Source organism: Pollutimonas harenae (genome assembly GCF_004153685.1).
Lineage (GTDB): Bacteria > Pseudomonadota > Gammaproteobacteria > Burkholderiales > Burkholderiaceae_B > Pusillimonas_C > Pusillimonas_C harenae.
Genome location: NZ_SDQD01000001.1, coordinates 542,220 through 557,787 on the forward strand (window position 1 = coordinate 542,220; position 15,568 = coordinate 557,787).

A 15,568-nucleotide genomic window follows, 5' to 3' on the forward strand; every position below is an offset into this window, starting at 1 on the left:
ACCAGGGAGACGCTGTTCAGTACCCCTGAATCATTACCCGGATTCACCAACAGGAACCCTTGCCTGATACTCATCTGGCAAGGGTTCCTGGATCAAGCTCACGCCACTCCCCTGGCAGCAAGCCATCCAGCTCCCAAGGTCCTATCCTCATCCTTACCAGACGCAGAGTGGGCAGGCCAACGGCAGCGGTCATCCGCCGTACCTGACGGTTCCGGCCTTCTTGTATGGTCAGCTCCAGCCAAGTGGTCGGAATACTCTTCCGGAACCGGACGGGCGGATGCCGAGGCCAGATATCTGGCGCGTCGATCACGCACGCCTGGGCTGGCAATGTCGGGCCATCTTTGAGCACGACACCGCGCTGCAGGCGTTGAAGCTGGTCCTGGCTGGGCTCCCCTTCAACTTGAACCCAATAGGTCTTGGCCATCTTGTGCCGGGGGTCTGCAATACGTGCCTGTAGGCGGCCGTCATTGCTCAAAAGGAGCAAACCTTCACTGTCGCGGTCCAATCGTCCGGCGGGATAGACGCCTGGAACATCGACAAAGTCTTTGAGTGTCGCCCGACCTTGGTCATCGCTGAATTGGGTCAGGACATCAAAGGGTTTGTTCAGCATCAGCAACCTCGTCTTATCGGGCGGCACCTGACGAACACGCCGGACAGGCGGTCTGTTAAAGCGGTGTGGCTGGGTAGACGCAGTCATTAAAGAGCTGGCTACGCTTGTTGGCTAAGCCGTCGACCGCCATATTCGGCCAGGCCTATCCCCATGAGAATCATGGTCAGCGCAAGCCCGTGATAAACACGAAAATCCTCATTCAGCAGAGTAACTGCAAGCAACGCGCCCCAGATGGGCAGCAGATTGATGAACAGACCGGCCCGATTCGCACCGATCAGCTCTACGGCCCGAATATAGAAAACCTGCCCCAAGAGACTCGGAAAGATGACGATATAGACGAGAACTGACCAGCCTTGTTGATCAGGGAACACGGTTGCCCCTTGCTCCATTTCAAACAGAAGCAGAGGCACGGACGCCAATGTTGCACCCGTGCATAGGATGAACATCAGGCTCGTCCAGTGCATCTGCGGTTTGCTGCGTAACGCCGCGGTATACACACCATATGAAATGATCGCGACCAGCATGAGTGCGTCACCGAAATTAATATTCAAGGCAATCACATTGCCAAGGTCGCCTCGGACCGCAATGACAATCACCCCTACAAACGAAATCAAAAACCCTATAGCCTGCTCCGGCACGATGCGACTGGCAAACAGAATGAAACTGGTGGCAAATATGAATAGCGGCATGCCACCTTGCAGAATGCTGCTATTGATGGCGGTGGTATAGACCAGCGCGTAATACAGCGCAACGCTAAAGCCGGTAAAACCAAGCGCCCCTAAAAACAATAGATAAGCCAGCCGCGGTCGGATCGCAGGCCAATCTTGGGCAATCTGTTTTCTTTTGAACAAATACAGCGCCACCATTACACTTGCCCAACGAACCATGACAAGCACCATGGGCGATGCATGACCGATCGCCAACTTACCCGCGATCGAGTTACCGGCCCAGAAGAGTGTTGTCAGTGCCAGAAGAGCGTAGGCTTTATAAATCACAGCTGGAGTGTACTAGGGGATAGCTTGCTTTGCTTCTCGTCATCCGACCATCTACCGGCTGAGCTCTGATATTTCTATAAGGTTCAAGTCGGGATCTCTTACGTAGACCGACCGTATCGGACCCGTTGCACCGGTACGCAACACCGGACCCTCGATGATTTTTGCGCCCCATTCATGCAATTTGTTCATGACCTGCTCCAGTGGGACGCTGGCAATAAAGCATAGATCCAGCGCACCGGGCGTAGGAACATGGGCCTTGGGTTCGAATTCCTTGCCCTTGACGTGAATGTTGATCTTCTGATTTCCGAATACCAATGCCTGCCGACCTTTGCCGAAGGTCTCCAGCCGCATGTCGAGCAGCTCTGTGTAGAAGCGAATACACGCCTGTTCGTTGGCGGTGGTGAGTACAAGATGGTCCAGATGATCGATCAAGATGGCTCCAGTATCGAAAGACAGATATGTTTTTATGCTGCGTAGCTGGAGAGTGTAATTTAAGTTCGCTCGGAGGGCTGTTCACGCTTAACCGCTAGCCGGCAGGAGTTTCGCTGGAATCAGCGCTTATTTCTCCAGACTTGGAACCAGCTTCGCCACCCCTGACACTGCGCATTTCATCGGAACAGCTGGAGTTACCGTAGAAGACAATTTTGCCTTCATGCGCCATCAGAACGGCGGCCTCGTCAGCGGAATAAACGCCAGGGAATTCATAACAGGTGTAGCCCTGAGCATTTCCTGTTTTCTCATGTGGAGGCTCCGCTATTTTGTTCAGTACCAGTTGAACATCGTCGCCGATGTTGACCTCGTTAAACGCTGCCTGAATACGCTTTTGCCTTTCATCGGCGCCAGCGGCGGTAGGACTTAAGGCGTCGAAGGCGGATTTGGCCGCACTGAAACCACCTTCGGCCATTGAGCCCGATACCATTGGTGCACATCCACCCAAAAGACCTAGCGTCGCAAATCCAATGGCAGCCCAAAGCGTGGCTGGTGTCCTGTTTGTGCTCATTGCAGTTCTCCTTCGAGCTCTTTGACGTGTCACGTCTGCATTCAAGCGCTCCTGATCTGACTAAATTAGCATGCCCTACGCTGCAATTACCAGTAAGGTGACCACGGTCAAAGCAAAAAACTACTGCAAATCCTTGACGCTGTCGATCAAGGCCTTGAGCATTTCCTTTTCTTCGCCATTCAGATTGATCAAGGGTGGGCGGACTGGGCCGGGACGGTGACCAACAAGCTCAACACCAGCTTTGATGGCGGAAACTGCGTAACCCGCCTGACGGTCTCGAATTTGTACAAATGGAAAGAAAAACCGCTTGAGTATGACATCCATGGCGGCCTGGTCATTGGCGCGCAGGGCATTATAGAAACGCACCGCCATACCTGGGACGAAGTTGAAGACGGCAGACGAATAAGTGCTTATTCCGATGCCGTTAAAGCCTTGGGCAAACAGCTCGTGTGTTGGCATGCCACCGATATAGCACAGTCGATCACCCAGGCTTGCTGTGATATGGCGCACAAGATCAGTTTTACCCGTGCCATCCTTAAAGCCGATCAGATTCGGGCAGGCGTCGGCCAGGCGAGCAATCGTTCCCACCTCTGCAACGGAATTGGCACGGTTATAGATAATCACACCCAGACCGGTGGAGTCGCATACAGCCTTTACATGCTGGTAAATACCTTCCTGGGGTACGTTCATCAGGTAATGAGGCAGCAACAGCAAACCGTCGGCACCGGCCTGTTCAGCGCGGCGTGCAATGTCTTGCGCCATCGCGGTGCCGTAGCCGCAACCGGCAATAATCGGCATTTTTCCAGCGGCCTCCTTGGCGGCACGCGTGGTATCGGCAATTTCTTGCGGTGTCAGCGAAAACAGCTCTCCGGTGCCTCCGGCAGCGAACAGTGCTGCTGCGTCATAGCCCGACAGCCAGTTCACGTGAGCTTGGTAGCTATCCAGGCTCAGGCTCAGATCATCGTTGAAGTGCGTGACGGGAAAAGAAAGCAGGCCAGCCGAAATACGTTTTTTGATTTCCTGCGGAGACATGTTGCATCGCCCTCCAAGACAATTAATAATATGATTTAAATAAATCATATTATGACTTGAAGAGTGTGTCAATATTCTGGCAGCGTTGTGTCCAACAACGCCCGCAGTTATTGTTTTTCGACGCCCCGCGCCGACTTTCCGGGATCTTGCGCGCCCACCTTATGCGCCATTGAGCGATAGCGCTGTAGGCCGATCTGCAGATGAGTGCGCATGCTTTCTCGTGCCGCTTCTGCATCACCCGCAAATATGGCAACCGCAATAGCCGTGTGTTCTGTCAGAATGGTATGGTCTCGACTCGGCAAGTTAACGCCACCGGTAATACTGCGCAGTTTGACTCGTGGGATCACCCGTCTGCCGATATGTTCCAGAAACAACCTGAAGCGTGCATTATTGGTTGCTGCGGCAATGGCCATATGGAACTGGAAATCCGCCTCGTCAGTGAGCTCGCCTTGCTGCATGAGTTGCTCGAACCGATCAAGCTGATGCTGAATTTCTGCTTCCTGAGCAGGCGAACGGCGCAGTGCGGCCAGCCCTGCCGCTTCGACTTCCACCCCTATCCTCAGCTCCAGCTCCTCGATCATGTCGGAGATTTTCTCTGGGGCCGGGATAAGCCTCGTCAATAACTCTGCAGACTCAGGAGCCGGCAGCACAAAAACGCCCGAGCCCTGTCGAGACTCCAGCAGACGGTCGGCCCGCAATGCTGCGATGGCCTCGCGAATCACAGTTCTGCTGTGGCCGAATTGCTGTACAAGTACGGGCTCCGTCGGCAACTTGTCGCCGGGCGCATACTCGCCTTGCTCGATACGAGCGCGCAGCGTATCTGCAACCTGGGCAGAAAGCGCCTTTTTCCTGGGGGTGCTACGGGTTCCTTGTGTCATGTTTTTCCTGGCGCAATCATAGGCTCGAGCGAGCGATTCTCTTATCTTAGGCCCTATTGCACAACAACATCGTCATGCCAGCAACTTCGTCAGGCAGCCAGCCACTTCGGCTGAGGCGCCGCCGCCAGCAACTTGCGTGTGTATTCATGACTAGGTGAGCTGAACAAGGTAGCGGTATCGTTCAGCTCAACGACTTTGCCCTGCTCCATCACCATGATTCTGTCTGCAAAGGTCCGCACTACTGCCAAGTCGTGGGTAATGAAAATATAAGACAGACCGAGACGTGTGCGCAGGTCGACCAACAAATCAACAATCTGCGCCTGAATCGATACGTCGAGCGCTGACACGGCCTCATCACACACCACAAGCTCAGGCTCACTGGCCAACGCACGGGCAATGGCAATGCGCTGGCGTTGGCCGCCTGAAAACTGATGCGGGTAACGATCAGCATGCTCAGGCTTCAGGCCGACCAGCTCCAGCAGATCAACCACCTTGTCACGCCAGAGCGCCTTGGGCACGATATCGCCGTGAATAGCCCAGGACTCCGAAACAATCTCACGCACATTCATACGAGGATTCATGGATCCAAATGGATCCTGAAATATCATCTGAACATTGCGCCGGAATGCGAGCAACTCGCGACGCTCCATTTCGAAGATATTGCGGCCACGGTAATAAGCAGCACCCGAACTGGCATCGAACAAGCGCAGCAACATACGTGCCACACTCGACTTCCCGGAACCCGATTCGCCCACAATACCCAGTGTTTCGCCCTTATGAACAGAGAAACTGACATCATCGACCGCACGCAACAAACGTTTGCTTTTAAATGCCCCTGAAGACAAAGGGTAATCCTTGATCAAATGGTCGACACGCAGCAATACCTCGTCCCCGATTGACGTGGCACGCTTATTGGAGGACTCAACAGCATCGCCATGAGGTAAGGCGGCAATCAGCGCACGTGTATAAGCATGTCGTGGACAGGTAAAGACGTCTTTTGCGACGCCGGCCTCGACCACTTTACCGGCCTTCATGACGATGACTCGATCCGCCATCGACGCAGCCACGTCCAGGTCGTGCGTAATCATGATCAAGGCCATCCCCTGCTCACGCTGAAGATCGCGAAGCAGGTCCAGAATCTGCGCCTGGACGCTCAAATCGAGCGCAGTGGTAGGTTCGTCGGCAATAATGACATCGGGTTCGAGTGCAATCGCCATGGCGATCATGATGCGCTGGCGCTGTCCACCGGAAAATTGATGCGGATAAAAGTCGATGCGCAGCTCCGGCTCACGTATGCCCACCCGGCGCAACAACTCGATGGTATGACGGCGCGCCACCTCGCCACGCGCCACACCGTGGCTTTCGAACACCTCGGCAATTTGCCGGCCCACGGTATACACGGGGTTCAAATACGCCAACGGATCCTGGAAGATCATTGAAATCTTGCAACCGTTGATGCTGCGCCTGGCCTCAGGACCAATATTCCTCAGGTCCCGGCCCTCGAAACGAATGTCGCCAGCCACAATATCGCCCGGAGGACAATCGACCAAATCCATCACGGCGCTGGTACTGACGCTTTTTCCTGAGCCGCTCTCACCCAATATAACCAGCGTCTCACCGCGACACACATGGAATGAGACCTCATCGACTGCACGTACGGGTTCGTCGTCAGAAAGGAAATCGACAGTCAGCCCCGCAATCTCGAGAATGGCGTGCTTATCGGTCATGGTGTTCATCGCTGACTCCTCTTAAGCTTCTGCAAACGCCAGCGCTGCTGCGGGTCAGCAACGGTACGCGCCCAACTCGACAGAACGTTGAGCGACAAGGTAGCCAGCATAATGGCCAACCCCGGCCAGAATGCAATCCACCAGGCGGTGGACAGATAGCCACGGCCATTCGCCACCATCGCACCCCAGGTAAAGTCGGGTGGCTGTATGCCTAAGCCAAGAAAGCTTAATGCCGACTCGGCAAGAATGACAGTGGCAAAGTCTATGGCCGAAATGGTGATAAGCGTTGGCACCACCAGCGGCGCGATATGGCGCAGCAAAATGCGCAAAGGCTTGGCGCCCATGGCCCGGGCAGCGTTGACGAACATGCGCTCACGCACTTCGAGCACTTCCGCTCGTGCCGTGCGTAAATAAACGGGCAAGCGGGTAATGGCCAGCACGATGATAAGATTTTGCACACTGGGCCCCAGCGTGTACAGAACAATGAGCGCGAGCAGCAACGACGGAAAGCTCATGATGATGTCGGCGAGCCGCAAAATCACGTGGCTGTACCAGCGTTCAGAGTACCCTGCAATCAGACCGAGCGAGCCACCTATCGTCATGGATAGCACCACCGCCGAAGCGGCAATGCCCAGCGTATTGCTGGCGCCGACCAGCAAACGTGCGAGTATGGGCCGGCCAAGAATATCGGCGCCCAGAATGTATAGCCAGCCGTGATCCAGGCTGAACGGCGCGAGATTGCGATAGCGCAGGCCTAGCTTGGTTGCCGCATCACCCAGCAGCCATGGGGCAAGCAATGCAGCCAGCACCAGCAAGGCCAACAGCAACGCCGATGCCAGGGCCAGCTTATCCCGCACGAGATACTGCAGCAACTGATTCGAGCGTCTGGCAGGTGGGCTGGCGGGCAGAGAACTTGAGGAAGCATTCATAATCAGTACCGGACGCGTGGATCGAGCACTGCATACAGCAGATCGATCATTATGTTCAATATGAATATCGCCAGCGCCGTGACCAATATAGTGGACTGCACCACCGCAAAGTCTCGCTGAATAATCGAATCAATCATGAGTTTGCCGATGCCGGGCCACCCAAACACCGACTCCACAATCACCGCGCCGTTAATCAGGCCTGTGGTCAGATCGCCCGCAACGGTAATCACGGGCAGCAGCGAATTGCGCAATGCATGGCCGAAGACAATGGAATGCCTGCTCAGGCCCTTGGCGCGAGCCGTCTTGATATAAGGCGAGGTCAAGGACGAAAGCATCGCACCGCGCACTACCTGCACCAGCAGGCCAAAGGGACGCAGCATCAGCACGAAAATAGGCATGATCCAGTACTGCCATCCACCTGTGCCTGATGTGGGAAGAATGCCCAAGCCGACCGAAAACACCAATATCGCGACGATGGCCACCCAAAAATCGGGAGCGCTGGCTCCAGCCAAAGAGAGAAAGCTGGCGATACGATCAAATACACCACGAGGTCTGGCAGCAGCGATCGATCCAATCACAATGGCCAGTATCGTCGATAGCGTCATGGCGACCACGGCAAGCTTCAGGGTTTGAGGAAAGGCCTCAAGTGCCACACTCATTGCAGACCGATTCTGTCGCATGGATTCTCCGAAATCCAGCCTTGAAAGGTCAGTCAGGAAGTTCCAGAATTGGACGTACGTGGGTTGGTCCAGGCCGTTCAACTGCGCAAACGCCGCACGCGCCTCAGGCGTAGAGTCCAGCGGCAAATAAAGCGCCGACGGATCGCCCGTCAGCCGTGTCAAAAAGAAAACCAGTGTCAGCAGGCCCAGTATCGAGATGGCGCTATAAGACACCCGTCGTCCGAGGTAATTCAGCATAGTTGAATCCTTCGATTGCCTTGTTCAGAGCAACTGCACAGGCGCCAAGCACGGCGCCCGTGCAGAAGGATGCGCTATTGCTTGAAGCGGATATTGGCCAGAGGAATTTCGCTGTTCGTGCTGATGTCGGGTTTCCATTCGAGCCGCTTGCCCACACGGGTATAGCCAATCATGTGGTACATGGGGATGTCCGTTACGTACTTATTAAGGGCTTCGTCGAAAATCTTCTGAAAAGCCTTCTCGCGCTCGGCACCCGTAGCGGCCATGGCAGCATCGATCTCAGCATCCATCTCTGGGCTGTTCAAAACTGAATACTGACCCGTGGAGCGATAGAAAATAGGAATAGTGAACGCCGCGTCGCCCTTGTTGTTGTCATGCATGGACTGCAGCAGCGTAGGGCCGCGATCTTCCGGATACGGCTTTTGCAGATAGCGCAACCAGTCGGCCACATCAAGCATGACGAGCTTGACATTCAGCCCTGCCTCTTGCCACATCATCATCATCGCTTCCATGGCTTCTGCGCCATTTGGATAAATGCCATTGCGACCGATCAACCTGATCTCCGTATCAACCTTCACGCCATCTTTCTTGGCTTCGGCAATCAGTGACTTTGCGCGTTCCAGGTCATACGGCCAGGGTTTGAGATTTTTGTCGTGGCCGACAATGCCCTCAACCACCATCTGCGAGGCTCGTGGTGCATCTTCGCCAAAGAGCTGGCTCAGCCCGTCCCAGTCTATGGCTAGGTTCAATGCCTTGCGAAGACGAATATCATCCAGCGGCGGCTGTTCGGCATCAATGCGCATCGCCGTGGTTTCAGAGTTGAGATAGGCAAAGTCTGTATCAGGGTTATTGGCATCCTGGATAGCAATGGCCGGAGTAAGGTCTGCTTCGCCGGTTTCAATCATGGCGGCACGAATCGATGATTCCTGGCGCCAGACATAGGTCGCCTTAGTTACGGCAGGCTTGTCTCCCCAGTAATCGCTGAAAGCCTCAAGCACAACATTTTGCGGCGTGAAACTTGCCAGCTTGAAGGGCCCCGTGCCAACGGGATCGTTAACCGCCTTGTCTGCCGGGGTATTGGGCGAGACCATCATGACCACGCTGAGCAGCGTCGGCAAAATAGGCTGTGGCTTATCAGACTTGATGTCTACCGTGTAATCGTCCACTGGCGTGACGGTAAGCTTGGCATTGCCAAACTTTGCCATGTTGTTGCAGGTCAGTTTGCCGCTCGTCATGCGGTCAATCGAAAAGGCAACCGCCTTGGCATTGAAATCGGCACCATCCTGAAATTTCACCCCCTTGCGCAGGTTGAAGCGCCAGGTGGTTGGGTCCAGCTGCTCCCATTTTGTAGCCAGCTTGGGTTCAGGCTGCCCCGTTTTGGCGTTAACAGTAGCCAGGGGTTCAGTCACGTTCTGGCTCAATACCTGGCCAACTGTTGTGATGATGGTGCCGCAAGGTTCCAGATTGCCGGGCTGCTCGGGCAGTACGATACGTATATCGTGATTACCCTCTTGAGCCCAAGCCGTGGACGCAGCCATGGCCAAAAAGGCCGCTGCGGTGAGTGACGCAATTTTTGTGTATCTCATTGAACTCCTCCGTTGATGTGTTGTTGGCGACAGAGCTTTTCCCCCGCCTGCCGGGCGCTCTGCAAGCCACGTAGCGCAGCAGACAAAGCTCGGTCTTTCTCAACTCTATTTTTAGTAATATGACTTATAAAAAATCATATTATTTCTTTTAGGCCAGTGTCAATGCTATTTTTTATTCTTTTTACCTGATGCACTGCACGGTAGCGCTGAATACCAGTCATCAGGTGCGTACGCATCGCATCGCGGGCGCGCTCGGAATCGTTGATGAAGATCGCCTCGGCGATCGCTGCATGCTCTGCAAGAATTGCACCATCACGACTGGGAAGCAGATCTCGCCCGCCCATAACAGACCGAAACTTGACGCGCGGAATCATGTGCCGGCCCACATGCTCAAGAAATATCTTGAATCGCTCATTATTCGTACCATTGACAATAGCCATATGAAAACAGAAGTCGGCCTCGTCGGTCGGTTGACCGTCATCAGCTAATTGAGCAAAGCGATTCAACTGGCACTGGATCTCTGCCTGCTGAGCTGGTGAGCTACGGCTAGCAGCCAAGCCCGCTGCTTCTACCTCGATGCCGATACGCAATTCCAATTCTTCGATAATGTCTGATATTTTGTCTGTCGCGTGCGTAAACAGCATGAGCGATTCGGGTTGCTCGCGCGGGGCCAGTACAAACACACCTGCCCCCTGGCGAGACTCAAGCAAACCATCTGCCCTGAGCGCAGAAATCGCTTCTCGAATGACGGTTCGGCTGACACCGAATCTTTGCTCCAGGGCGAACTCGGTGGGCAGTTTATCTCCGGGCGCGTATCTGCCTTTCTCGATACTTGCGCGCAACTCATCAACGACGCGACAAGAAAGTGCCTGTTTTTTCGGGACGAGTTTGGCCGAGGTTGCCATGAATCACCCTTTGGAGCGATAAGCAAAAAGTCATCATATCACTTTGGATGAATCACGATAATCAGTTCTAACAGCTGCCTTTTATCAGATAAGCTTATTGGCGACTGGGATCAGGGGACACCTGAATCAGCAATTTGCCGCGGTTACGGCCAGAGCGTAGCCCCTGAAACGCCGATACAGTATTTTCCAGACCTTCGACAATATCTTCGCGGAATTTCACTTCGCCACTGCGCACCCAGCTGCTCATAGCTACTTGAGCTTCACCCCAGCAATGTCCAGCACAACACCCGAAAGCTTGCCGTGATGCGCAAGCTCGCGCAGAAGCACGATATCCGCAACGCTATCGCTGTCGTTTGCTCGCATATGGACCACGTCATAGTGGGCATTCGTGAAAGCTTGCTCCACCTGCTCCACCGAGTAATTTTCAAGATCACCAAAATGACTGCGCAGCCGATCCGTTCCGTCGCGGACCTTTAGCTGAAGCCCTTCGAATAATTTGCTGAATGGCATCAGCCAATCTTCGGCGCGCTCGATTGCAGTCTCGATATCAATCTCTCGTAGCGGCAGGCCCCCTCCTGCGAGAAGCGACGCAGCGCCGCCTGCCATGCGCGTCAGCAGCTTGTCATCGAGCCGGAGCTCGTAAGCCTCCTGCTCGATGATTAGGTATGGTTGGCTCATTGCAGTAACTCCAGATATATCGTTAACTATTTCAATGCTCTATCTATGCGAAATTGCAGATGTGTTTGACTTGAAAGGGCGTGATGAACTGCAATTATCTATCGGATCCAAAGTTTATGCGCCTTAATAACCAGGATATGCCAGCTGCATAGGCTCAGAACTCCGTCCGCCACCCTGCGGCAATACTGCTGAATCATGTCCAATTTTGACGGTACGGCAAAGCATATCGGGCAGATACAGCGGCATCTGCAACGCTGGTTCTGCGCTGAGCTAGATACGCGCAGAGAGCGCCGCAGCCAGAAAGTCGGTCGTGCGGCGCACTCTTGTCGACACAAACCGGCGTTTGGGCCAGACCAGGCTGACGTCGCGCGGTTCATCCAGGAACTCATCAAGCACCGAGACCACGTCTGGGGTCTCGAATTCTCCAACCAGTGATGCGCGAAGAAATAGGCCAATGCCCACACCGTTCATCACCCCGGCCAGGATGGTCTCTACGCTGTTAGAGGATAGTGAACCACACACAGGGATGCGCAAATGGCCTTCCGGACCAGTAAACACCCATTCGGTCATTTGGCCATAGATCAGGCAGTTATGGTTGGCGAGGTCGGCGGGAGTGTTCGGGACTCCATGTCGCGCAAAGTAGTGTCGGGAACCAACGCAGACCAGAGACGTACTGGCTACTCGACGGACAACGGAATCTGGGTCGTTGACCGGACTGACGCGTATCGCCAGATCGATTCGATCGTCGACCATGTCGCGCAGCGCATCGGACAATACCAAGTCGACTTGCAGATCGGGATAGCGCGACAGCAGTTCTGGAAGCAATGGCAACACGTACAAACGACCGAATGTCGAAGGCGCTGCGATCCGAACCGAGCCCGAAACATCCTGCACACTACTGGTTAGTTCGCTATCCGCAACAAGAATTTCGTCGAGTAATGGCTTGGTACGCTCGTAGTACTTTTGTCCCTGATCGGTCAGCGTCACTTTGCGCGTGCTCCGATGCAGCAGTGCAACGCCCAGGCGCCTTTCCAGCGCATTGACCGCCTTGCTGATTGCTGATTGCGACTCTCCTGTTTTCCGAGCAGCAGCAGAAAACCCTCCCATTTCGACCACGGAGATAAAGGCACTCATTTCACTGAATTTATTCATTCTTATTTGGAATAGGTTTTATAAAAAAACCGTGGGTTATCACACTGGCTGAATGTAATTACCATACTCCTTATACACACCTCAGTACAGGAGAATTCTATGTCCTACTCGATCATCGGCTTCGCGCCGGTACCGCTGGGCAGGCACGCGGACAGACTTGAGCTCCGCTGATCTTCCAGGACCTCGTCAAGTCCAACTGAACCGGCGCAGGCTGACCACTCATCGAACAAAGGAAAATCTTATGCACATCGAACTCAAGGGCCGCAAGGCGATTGTCACTGGCTCCACTGCAGGTATAGGCCGTGCAATCGCCGAAGGGATGGCACGAGCGGGCGCGGCTGTTGTCATCAATGGGCGTACACAGGAACGTGTCGATACCGCATTGCGCGAGATACGCGCCCTGTTACCTGAGGCCGAATTGACCGGCGTTGTGGCAGACGTCGCCACTGCGCAAGGATGCGCTGTATTGTTCGAGCAGGCGCCGAACGCGGATATTCTCGTCAACAACGCCGGTACTGCATTTCTGAACAATTTTTTCGACCAGAATGACAATGAGTGGCTGGAACTATTCCAACTTAACGTAATGAGCGGTGTGCGCGCCGCCCGTCATTACGTGCCGAAAATGATGGAACGCGGCTGGGGACGTGTGGTGTTCGTCAGCAGTGAATCCGGGCTAAACATTCCGAAAGAAATGATTGACTACGGCGTTACCAAGGCTGCGACTCTCGCTGTCTCGCGTGGGCTGGCTGAACTGGTTGCCGGAACGGGCGTCACTGTCAATGCCGTAGTGCCCGGCCCGACGAACTCCGAGATCCTATCCAATTGGATGAAGGCGACGGCCCAAGAGCAAGGCATCACTCAAGAGGAAGCCGAGCAACAGTTCCTGAAAACCACTCGCCCGACGTCCCTGATCAACCGATTTGCTACAACCGAAGAGGTCGCGAACATGGTGATCTATGCATGCTCGGAACAGGCTTCTGCGACCACTGGAGCCGCCCTGCGAGTCGATGGAGGCGTCGTTCGCTCGATTGTCTGAGCTGTGGGCTGCTCATGCACCCTTGCTCCTCTAACGCAGAAGCGCCCCGAGAGCCACCAGGTCTTGGTATTTCTCGAGGCGCTTCGTTTGATCAGACTAGCGTTAATCAGCGTGCTGCTTGTCAAAGTCCCAGACTTCCTGGAACCCCATCAACAGGTTGAATTCCTTGAAGTCGTGCAAGGAATTTTCCAGGCCCAGTGAAGTGCTGGTTGTCTCGAGATGTGAATATGCCTGGCGAAGGGCATGGCCAGCTGATAGGAAACCCAACGCAGGATAGATAGCAATCGAGAATCCCATTTCCTGAAGGACATTCGGAGGAAGAATGGGGGTGCGCCCTGATTCAACCAAATTCACCAGCAGAGGCTTATCGAAAGTTTCGCCAATTTTCCTCAATTCAGCTTCGGTTTCGGGAGACTCAACAAAAAGAATGTCAGCGCCTGCTTCAGCATAGCGCTCGGCGCGGCGCAATGCTTCATCCAGACCAAGGCTGGTGCGTGCATCGGTGCGCGCAATAATAAGAAAATCCTTATCAGTGCGCGCTTCTACTGCTACACGAATTTTCTTTTCCATCTCTTCGGCAGGAATGACACGCCGGCTGGGAGTATGGCCACATTTCTTGGGGAATTCCTGGTCTTCAAGCTGTATGGCTGAAGCCCCGGCCTGCTCGTAGGTTCTGACGGTATGTGCCACGTTCAGCAATCCACCATAGCCGGTGTCACCATCGCAAATAATGGGCAGGTGGCTAGTGCTGCAAAAGGCCGATACCCGATTGGCCATGTCAGTGAGCGTGGCCAGGCCGGCGTCGGGTAAGCCCAAATACGAGGCCACAGTTCCATACCCCGTCATATATAGGCAGTCAAAGTTCATCTGACTGGCAATACGTACTGAAATAAGGTCGTACACACCGGGCGCGACAACCAGTTTGCCGGGCTGCAGTACTTGGGATAGTTTCTTCTTGGACACGCTCATGCCTCTGCTTCCTCGAGGTCGTGATATATATTGAATTGCATACCGTGGGCTTGGGCTGTTCTAGCTTCAAACTCCCGTATCTGCGGCGTGATATTAACGCCGCGAAATCCGCCTCGTACTGACTTGGGCGTGACGTCTTTGTATGCTGCTTTTAAACCTTCTGGCAAAGGCTGACCTTCTGGCAAGGCAAGCCACAGGCGCAGCAGAAAGCGCTTTTTCTCGGGTACTTCGTGATCTTCATATTCCGTGCGCGCATGCAGCACAATATGATTGTTGATGAACTGCAGGTCACCCGGTTCGAAGCTCATGTGAAAGCACAAGTCTTCCCGCGCAAGCGTTGCATCGAGCAAGTCCAGGGCCTCTGTTTGCTGAGGGGTCAGGCGCGGTACCTCAGGAAAGCTTATTTGTGCCGAGGTGATGTGGTTGCGGATATGACGGCAGACGAATTTCCCTTGTTCGATGCCGAATACTGGCGCTTGGTAATAAGGTTTTTCCTCGGGCGCCTGCTCACCCTGGCGGCTGAAGGTGAAAGGTTCGTACAAGACCTTTACCAGATCGGGTCTGGTGGCGAGCATGGCGTTATGAGCACTGATCGAACTGGAAATCAGACTGGATCCGCCCGATTTGGCCGTACGCACTACAAGCAAGCCTACGATATCGCTGCCGTCTGCATGAAAATCCAGACGTGAACTAGTGTTGTAGCCACGCCCCGTGGATGCGCGATATGTACCGCCTGCATCGCGCACGTCAGACATGAAAGAGCTTGCCTTTCCTTGGGGGCGAGGCACGCCCAGATGCAACCCCAGCCCCCAGTAGAAGATACGCAACTCGTCTTCCGTCCAATGCTCTACAGGAAAGCCGCGGACAAGTTTGTACCCATAATCATTTTGCGTGGAGGCGATGACGCTTTTGAAGCGTTCAAGCACGGCCTTGCTGATAGGAAAATCTTCTTGTGACAGTTCAAAAAAACTCTTTCGGGTCGAGAGAGCATGTCGCAGAGCCTGTTCAAGATCCGCTATCTCGGCATCAGTCAGCCGATAGATCCACGAGGAGTCTTGCTCCACCTCAGCGCGGGTCCAGCCGCGCGGCTCTTGTATGGGGTTGATCATTGTCTTTCCTCTATATCGGGTTGAAGAGCAACTTGTTGTTCACGA

17 protein-coding genes are annotated in these 15,568 nt (G+C 54.3%); 1 reads left to right on the forward strand and 16 read right to left on the reverse strand.

What is annotated here, in order from left to right:
- Nucleotides 1-70 precede the first annotated feature (70 nt).
- From ERD84_RS02515 to ERD84_RS02580, 14 genes are all read right to left on the reverse strand, one after another.
- Nucleotides 71-697 (reverse strand): pseudouridine synthase, encoded by a 627-nt coding sequence (locus tag ERD84_RS02515; RefSeq protein ID WP_130037949.1) that lies wholly within the window; start codon nucleotides 695-697, stop codon nucleotides 71-73.
- 11 nt (nucleotides 698-708) lie between these two features.
- Nucleotides 709-1,605, reverse strand: a complete 897-nt coding sequence (locus tag ERD84_RS02520) for a DMT family transporter (RefSeq protein WP_130037951.1) — start codon at nucleotides 1,603-1,605, stop codon at nucleotides 709-711.
- A 51-nt stretch (nucleotides 1,606-1,656) separates the two neighbouring features.
- Entirely contained in the window at nucleotides 1,657-2,037 is a 381-nt protein-coding gene (locus ERD84_RS02525) for a VOC family protein (RefSeq protein WP_130037953.1), read from the reverse strand.
- 94 nt (nucleotides 2,038-2,131) lie between these two features.
- Nucleotides 2,132-2,605 (reverse strand): hypothetical protein, encoded by a 474-nt coding sequence (locus ERD84_RS02530; protein WP_130037955.1) that lies wholly within the window; start codon nucleotides 2,603-2,605, stop codon nucleotides 2,132-2,134.
- 120 nt (nucleotides 2,606-2,725) lie between these two features.
- Nucleotides 2,726-3,637 carry a 5-dehydro-4-deoxyglucarate dehydratase gene (kdgD, locus tag ERD84_RS02535; protein ID WP_130037957.1) on the reverse strand — a complete coding sequence of 304 codons (912 nt, stop codon included), beginning with the start codon at nucleotides 3,635-3,637 and terminating at the stop codon, nucleotides 2,726-2,728.
- Between the two features lie 107 nt (nucleotides 3,638-3,744).
- Entirely contained in the window at nucleotides 3,745-4,515 is a 771-nt protein-coding gene (locus tag ERD84_RS02540; protein ID WP_130037959.1) for a FadR/GntR family transcriptional regulator, read from the reverse strand.
- A gap of 89 nt (nucleotides 4,516-4,604) precedes the next feature.
- The gene (locus ERD84_RS02545; protein WP_130037961.1) at nucleotides 4,605-6,251 is read right to left on the reverse strand and encodes an ABC transporter ATP-binding protein; all 1,647 of its coding nucleotides are present in this window, start codon (nucleotides 6,249-6,251) and stop codon (nucleotides 4,605-4,607) included.
- Nucleotides 6,248-7,171, reverse strand: coding sequence for an ABC transporter permease (locus tag ERD84_RS02550; protein WP_130037963.1), 924 nt, complete (start codon nucleotides 7,169-7,171; stop codon nucleotides 6,248-6,250). The genes ERD84_RS02545 and ERD84_RS02550 overlap by 4 nt, the downstream gene beginning before the upstream one ends.
- A gap of 2 nt (nucleotides 7,172-7,173) precedes the next feature.
- Complete coding sequence (locus ERD84_RS02555) at nucleotides 7,174-8,088, reverse strand: ABC transporter permease (protein WP_130037965.1); 915 nt, start codon at nucleotides 8,086-8,088, stop codon at nucleotides 7,174-7,176.
- Between the two features lie 74 nt (nucleotides 8,089-8,162).
- Complete coding sequence (locus ERD84_RS02560; protein WP_130037967.1) at nucleotides 8,163-9,674, reverse strand: ABC transporter substrate-binding protein; 1,512 nt, start codon at nucleotides 9,672-9,674, stop codon at nucleotides 8,163-8,165.
- Nucleotides 9,675-9,808: 134 nt separating this feature from the next.
- Nucleotides 9,809-10,579: a FadR/GntR family transcriptional regulator gene (locus tag ERD84_RS02565; RefSeq protein ID WP_130037969.1), complete on the reverse strand. Its 771-nt coding sequence runs from the start codon at nucleotides 10,577-10,579 to the stop codon at nucleotides 9,809-9,811.
- Nucleotides 10,580-10,673: 94 nt separating this feature from the next.
- The gene (locus ERD84_RS02570) at nucleotides 10,674-10,826 is read right to left on the reverse strand and encodes a hypothetical protein (protein ID WP_209019807.1); all 153 of its coding nucleotides are present in this window, start codon (nucleotides 10,824-10,826) and stop codon (nucleotides 10,674-10,676) included.
- Between the two features lie 2 nt (nucleotides 10,827-10,828).
- On the reverse strand, nucleotides 10,829-11,257 hold the full coding sequence (locus tag ERD84_RS02575) for a hypothetical protein (RefSeq protein ID WP_130037971.1): 429 nt from the start codon (nucleotides 11,255-11,257) through the stop codon (nucleotides 10,829-10,831).
- Between the two features lie 270 nt (nucleotides 11,258-11,527).
- Nucleotides 11,528-12,409, reverse strand: a complete 882-nt coding sequence (locus ERD84_RS02580) for a LysR family transcriptional regulator (RefSeq protein WP_130037973.1) — start codon at nucleotides 12,407-12,409, stop codon at nucleotides 11,528-11,530.
- A gap of 241 nt (nucleotides 12,410-12,650) precedes the next feature.
- On the opposite strand from ERD84_RS02580, the gene ERD84_RS02585 reads away from it, so the two are divergent.
- Nucleotides 12,651-13,445: an SDR family NAD(P)-dependent oxidoreductase gene (locus tag ERD84_RS02585; protein ID WP_130037975.1), complete on the forward strand. Its 795-nt coding sequence runs from the start codon at nucleotides 12,651-12,653 to the stop codon at nucleotides 13,443-13,445.
- Nucleotides 13,446-13,547: 102 nt separating this feature from the next.
- Here ERD84_RS02585 and ERD84_RS02590 read toward each other — a convergent pair whose 3' ends face one another.
- Both ERD84_RS02590 and ERD84_RS02595 read right to left on the reverse strand, forming a co-directional pair.
- The gene (locus ERD84_RS02590; RefSeq protein WP_130037977.1) at nucleotides 13,548-14,414 is read right to left on the reverse strand and encodes an isocitrate lyase/PEP mutase family protein; all 867 of its coding nucleotides are present in this window, start codon (nucleotides 14,412-14,414) and stop codon (nucleotides 13,548-13,550) included.
- A complete protein-coding gene (locus ERD84_RS02595) occupies nucleotides 14,411-15,523 on the reverse strand; it encodes a TauD/TfdA family dioxygenase (protein WP_130037979.1) in 1,113 nt (370 codons plus the stop codon). The genes ERD84_RS02590 and ERD84_RS02595 overlap by 4 nt, the downstream gene beginning before the upstream one ends.
- Nucleotides 15,524-15,568 lie beyond the last annotated feature (45 nt).

Coding starts and splice junctions, on each gene's coding strand:
- ERD84_RS02580 (WP_130037973.1), bottom strand. CDS start 12,409: ATGAATAAATTCAGTGAAATGAGTGCCTTTATCTCCGTGGTCGAAATG.
- ERD84_RS02515 (WP_130037949.1), bottom strand. CDS start 697: ATGACTGCGTCTACCCAGCCACACCGCTTTAACAGACCGCCTGTCCGG.
- ERD84_RS02590 (WP_130037977.1), bottom strand. CDS start 14,414: ATGAGCGTGTCCAAGAAGAAACTATCCCAAGTACTGCAGCCCGGCAAA.
- ERD84_RS02540 (WP_130037959.1), bottom strand. CDS start 4,515: ATGACACAAGGAACCCGTAGCACCCCCAGGAAAAAGGCGCTTTCTGCC.
- ERD84_RS02585 (WP_130037975.1), top strand. CDS start 12,651: ATGCACATCGAACTCAAGGGCCGCAAGGCGATTGTCACTGGCTCCACT.
- ERD84_RS02565 (WP_130037969.1), bottom strand. CDS start 10,579: ATGGCAACCTCGGCCAAACTCGTCCCGAAAAAACAGGCACTTTCTTGT.
- ERD84_RS02555 (WP_130037965.1), bottom strand. CDS start 8,088: ATGCTGAATTACCTCGGACGACGGGTGTCTTATAGCGCCATCTCGATA.
- ERD84_RS02575 (WP_130037971.1), bottom strand. CDS start 11,257: ATGAGCCAACCATACCTAATCATCGAGCAGGAGGCTTACGAGCTCCGG.
- ERD84_RS02595 (WP_130037979.1), bottom strand. CDS start 15,523: ATGATCAACCCCATACAAGAGCCGCGCGGCTGGACCCGCGCTGAGGTG.
- ERD84_RS02560 (WP_130037967.1), bottom strand. CDS start 9,674: ATGAGATACACAAAAATTGCGTCACTCACCGCAGCGGCCTTTTTGGCC.
- ERD84_RS02550 (WP_130037963.1), bottom strand. CDS start 7,171: ATGAATGCTTCCTCAAGTTCTCTGCCCGCCAGCCCACCTGCCAGACGC.
- ERD84_RS02530 (WP_130037955.1), bottom strand. CDS start 2,605: ATGAGCACAAACAGGACACCAGCCACGCTTTGGGCTGCCATTGGATTT.
- kdgD (WP_130037957.1), bottom strand. CDS start 3,637: ATGTCTCCGCAGGAAATCAAAAAACGTATTTCGGCTGGCCTGCTTTCT.
- ERD84_RS02570 (WP_209019807.1), bottom strand. CDS start 10,826: ATGAGCAGCTGGGTGCGCAGTGGCGAAGTGAAATTCCGCGAAGATATT.
- ERD84_RS02545 (WP_130037961.1), bottom strand. CDS start 6,251: ATGAACACCATGACCGATAAGCACGCCATTCTCGAGATTGCGGGGCTG.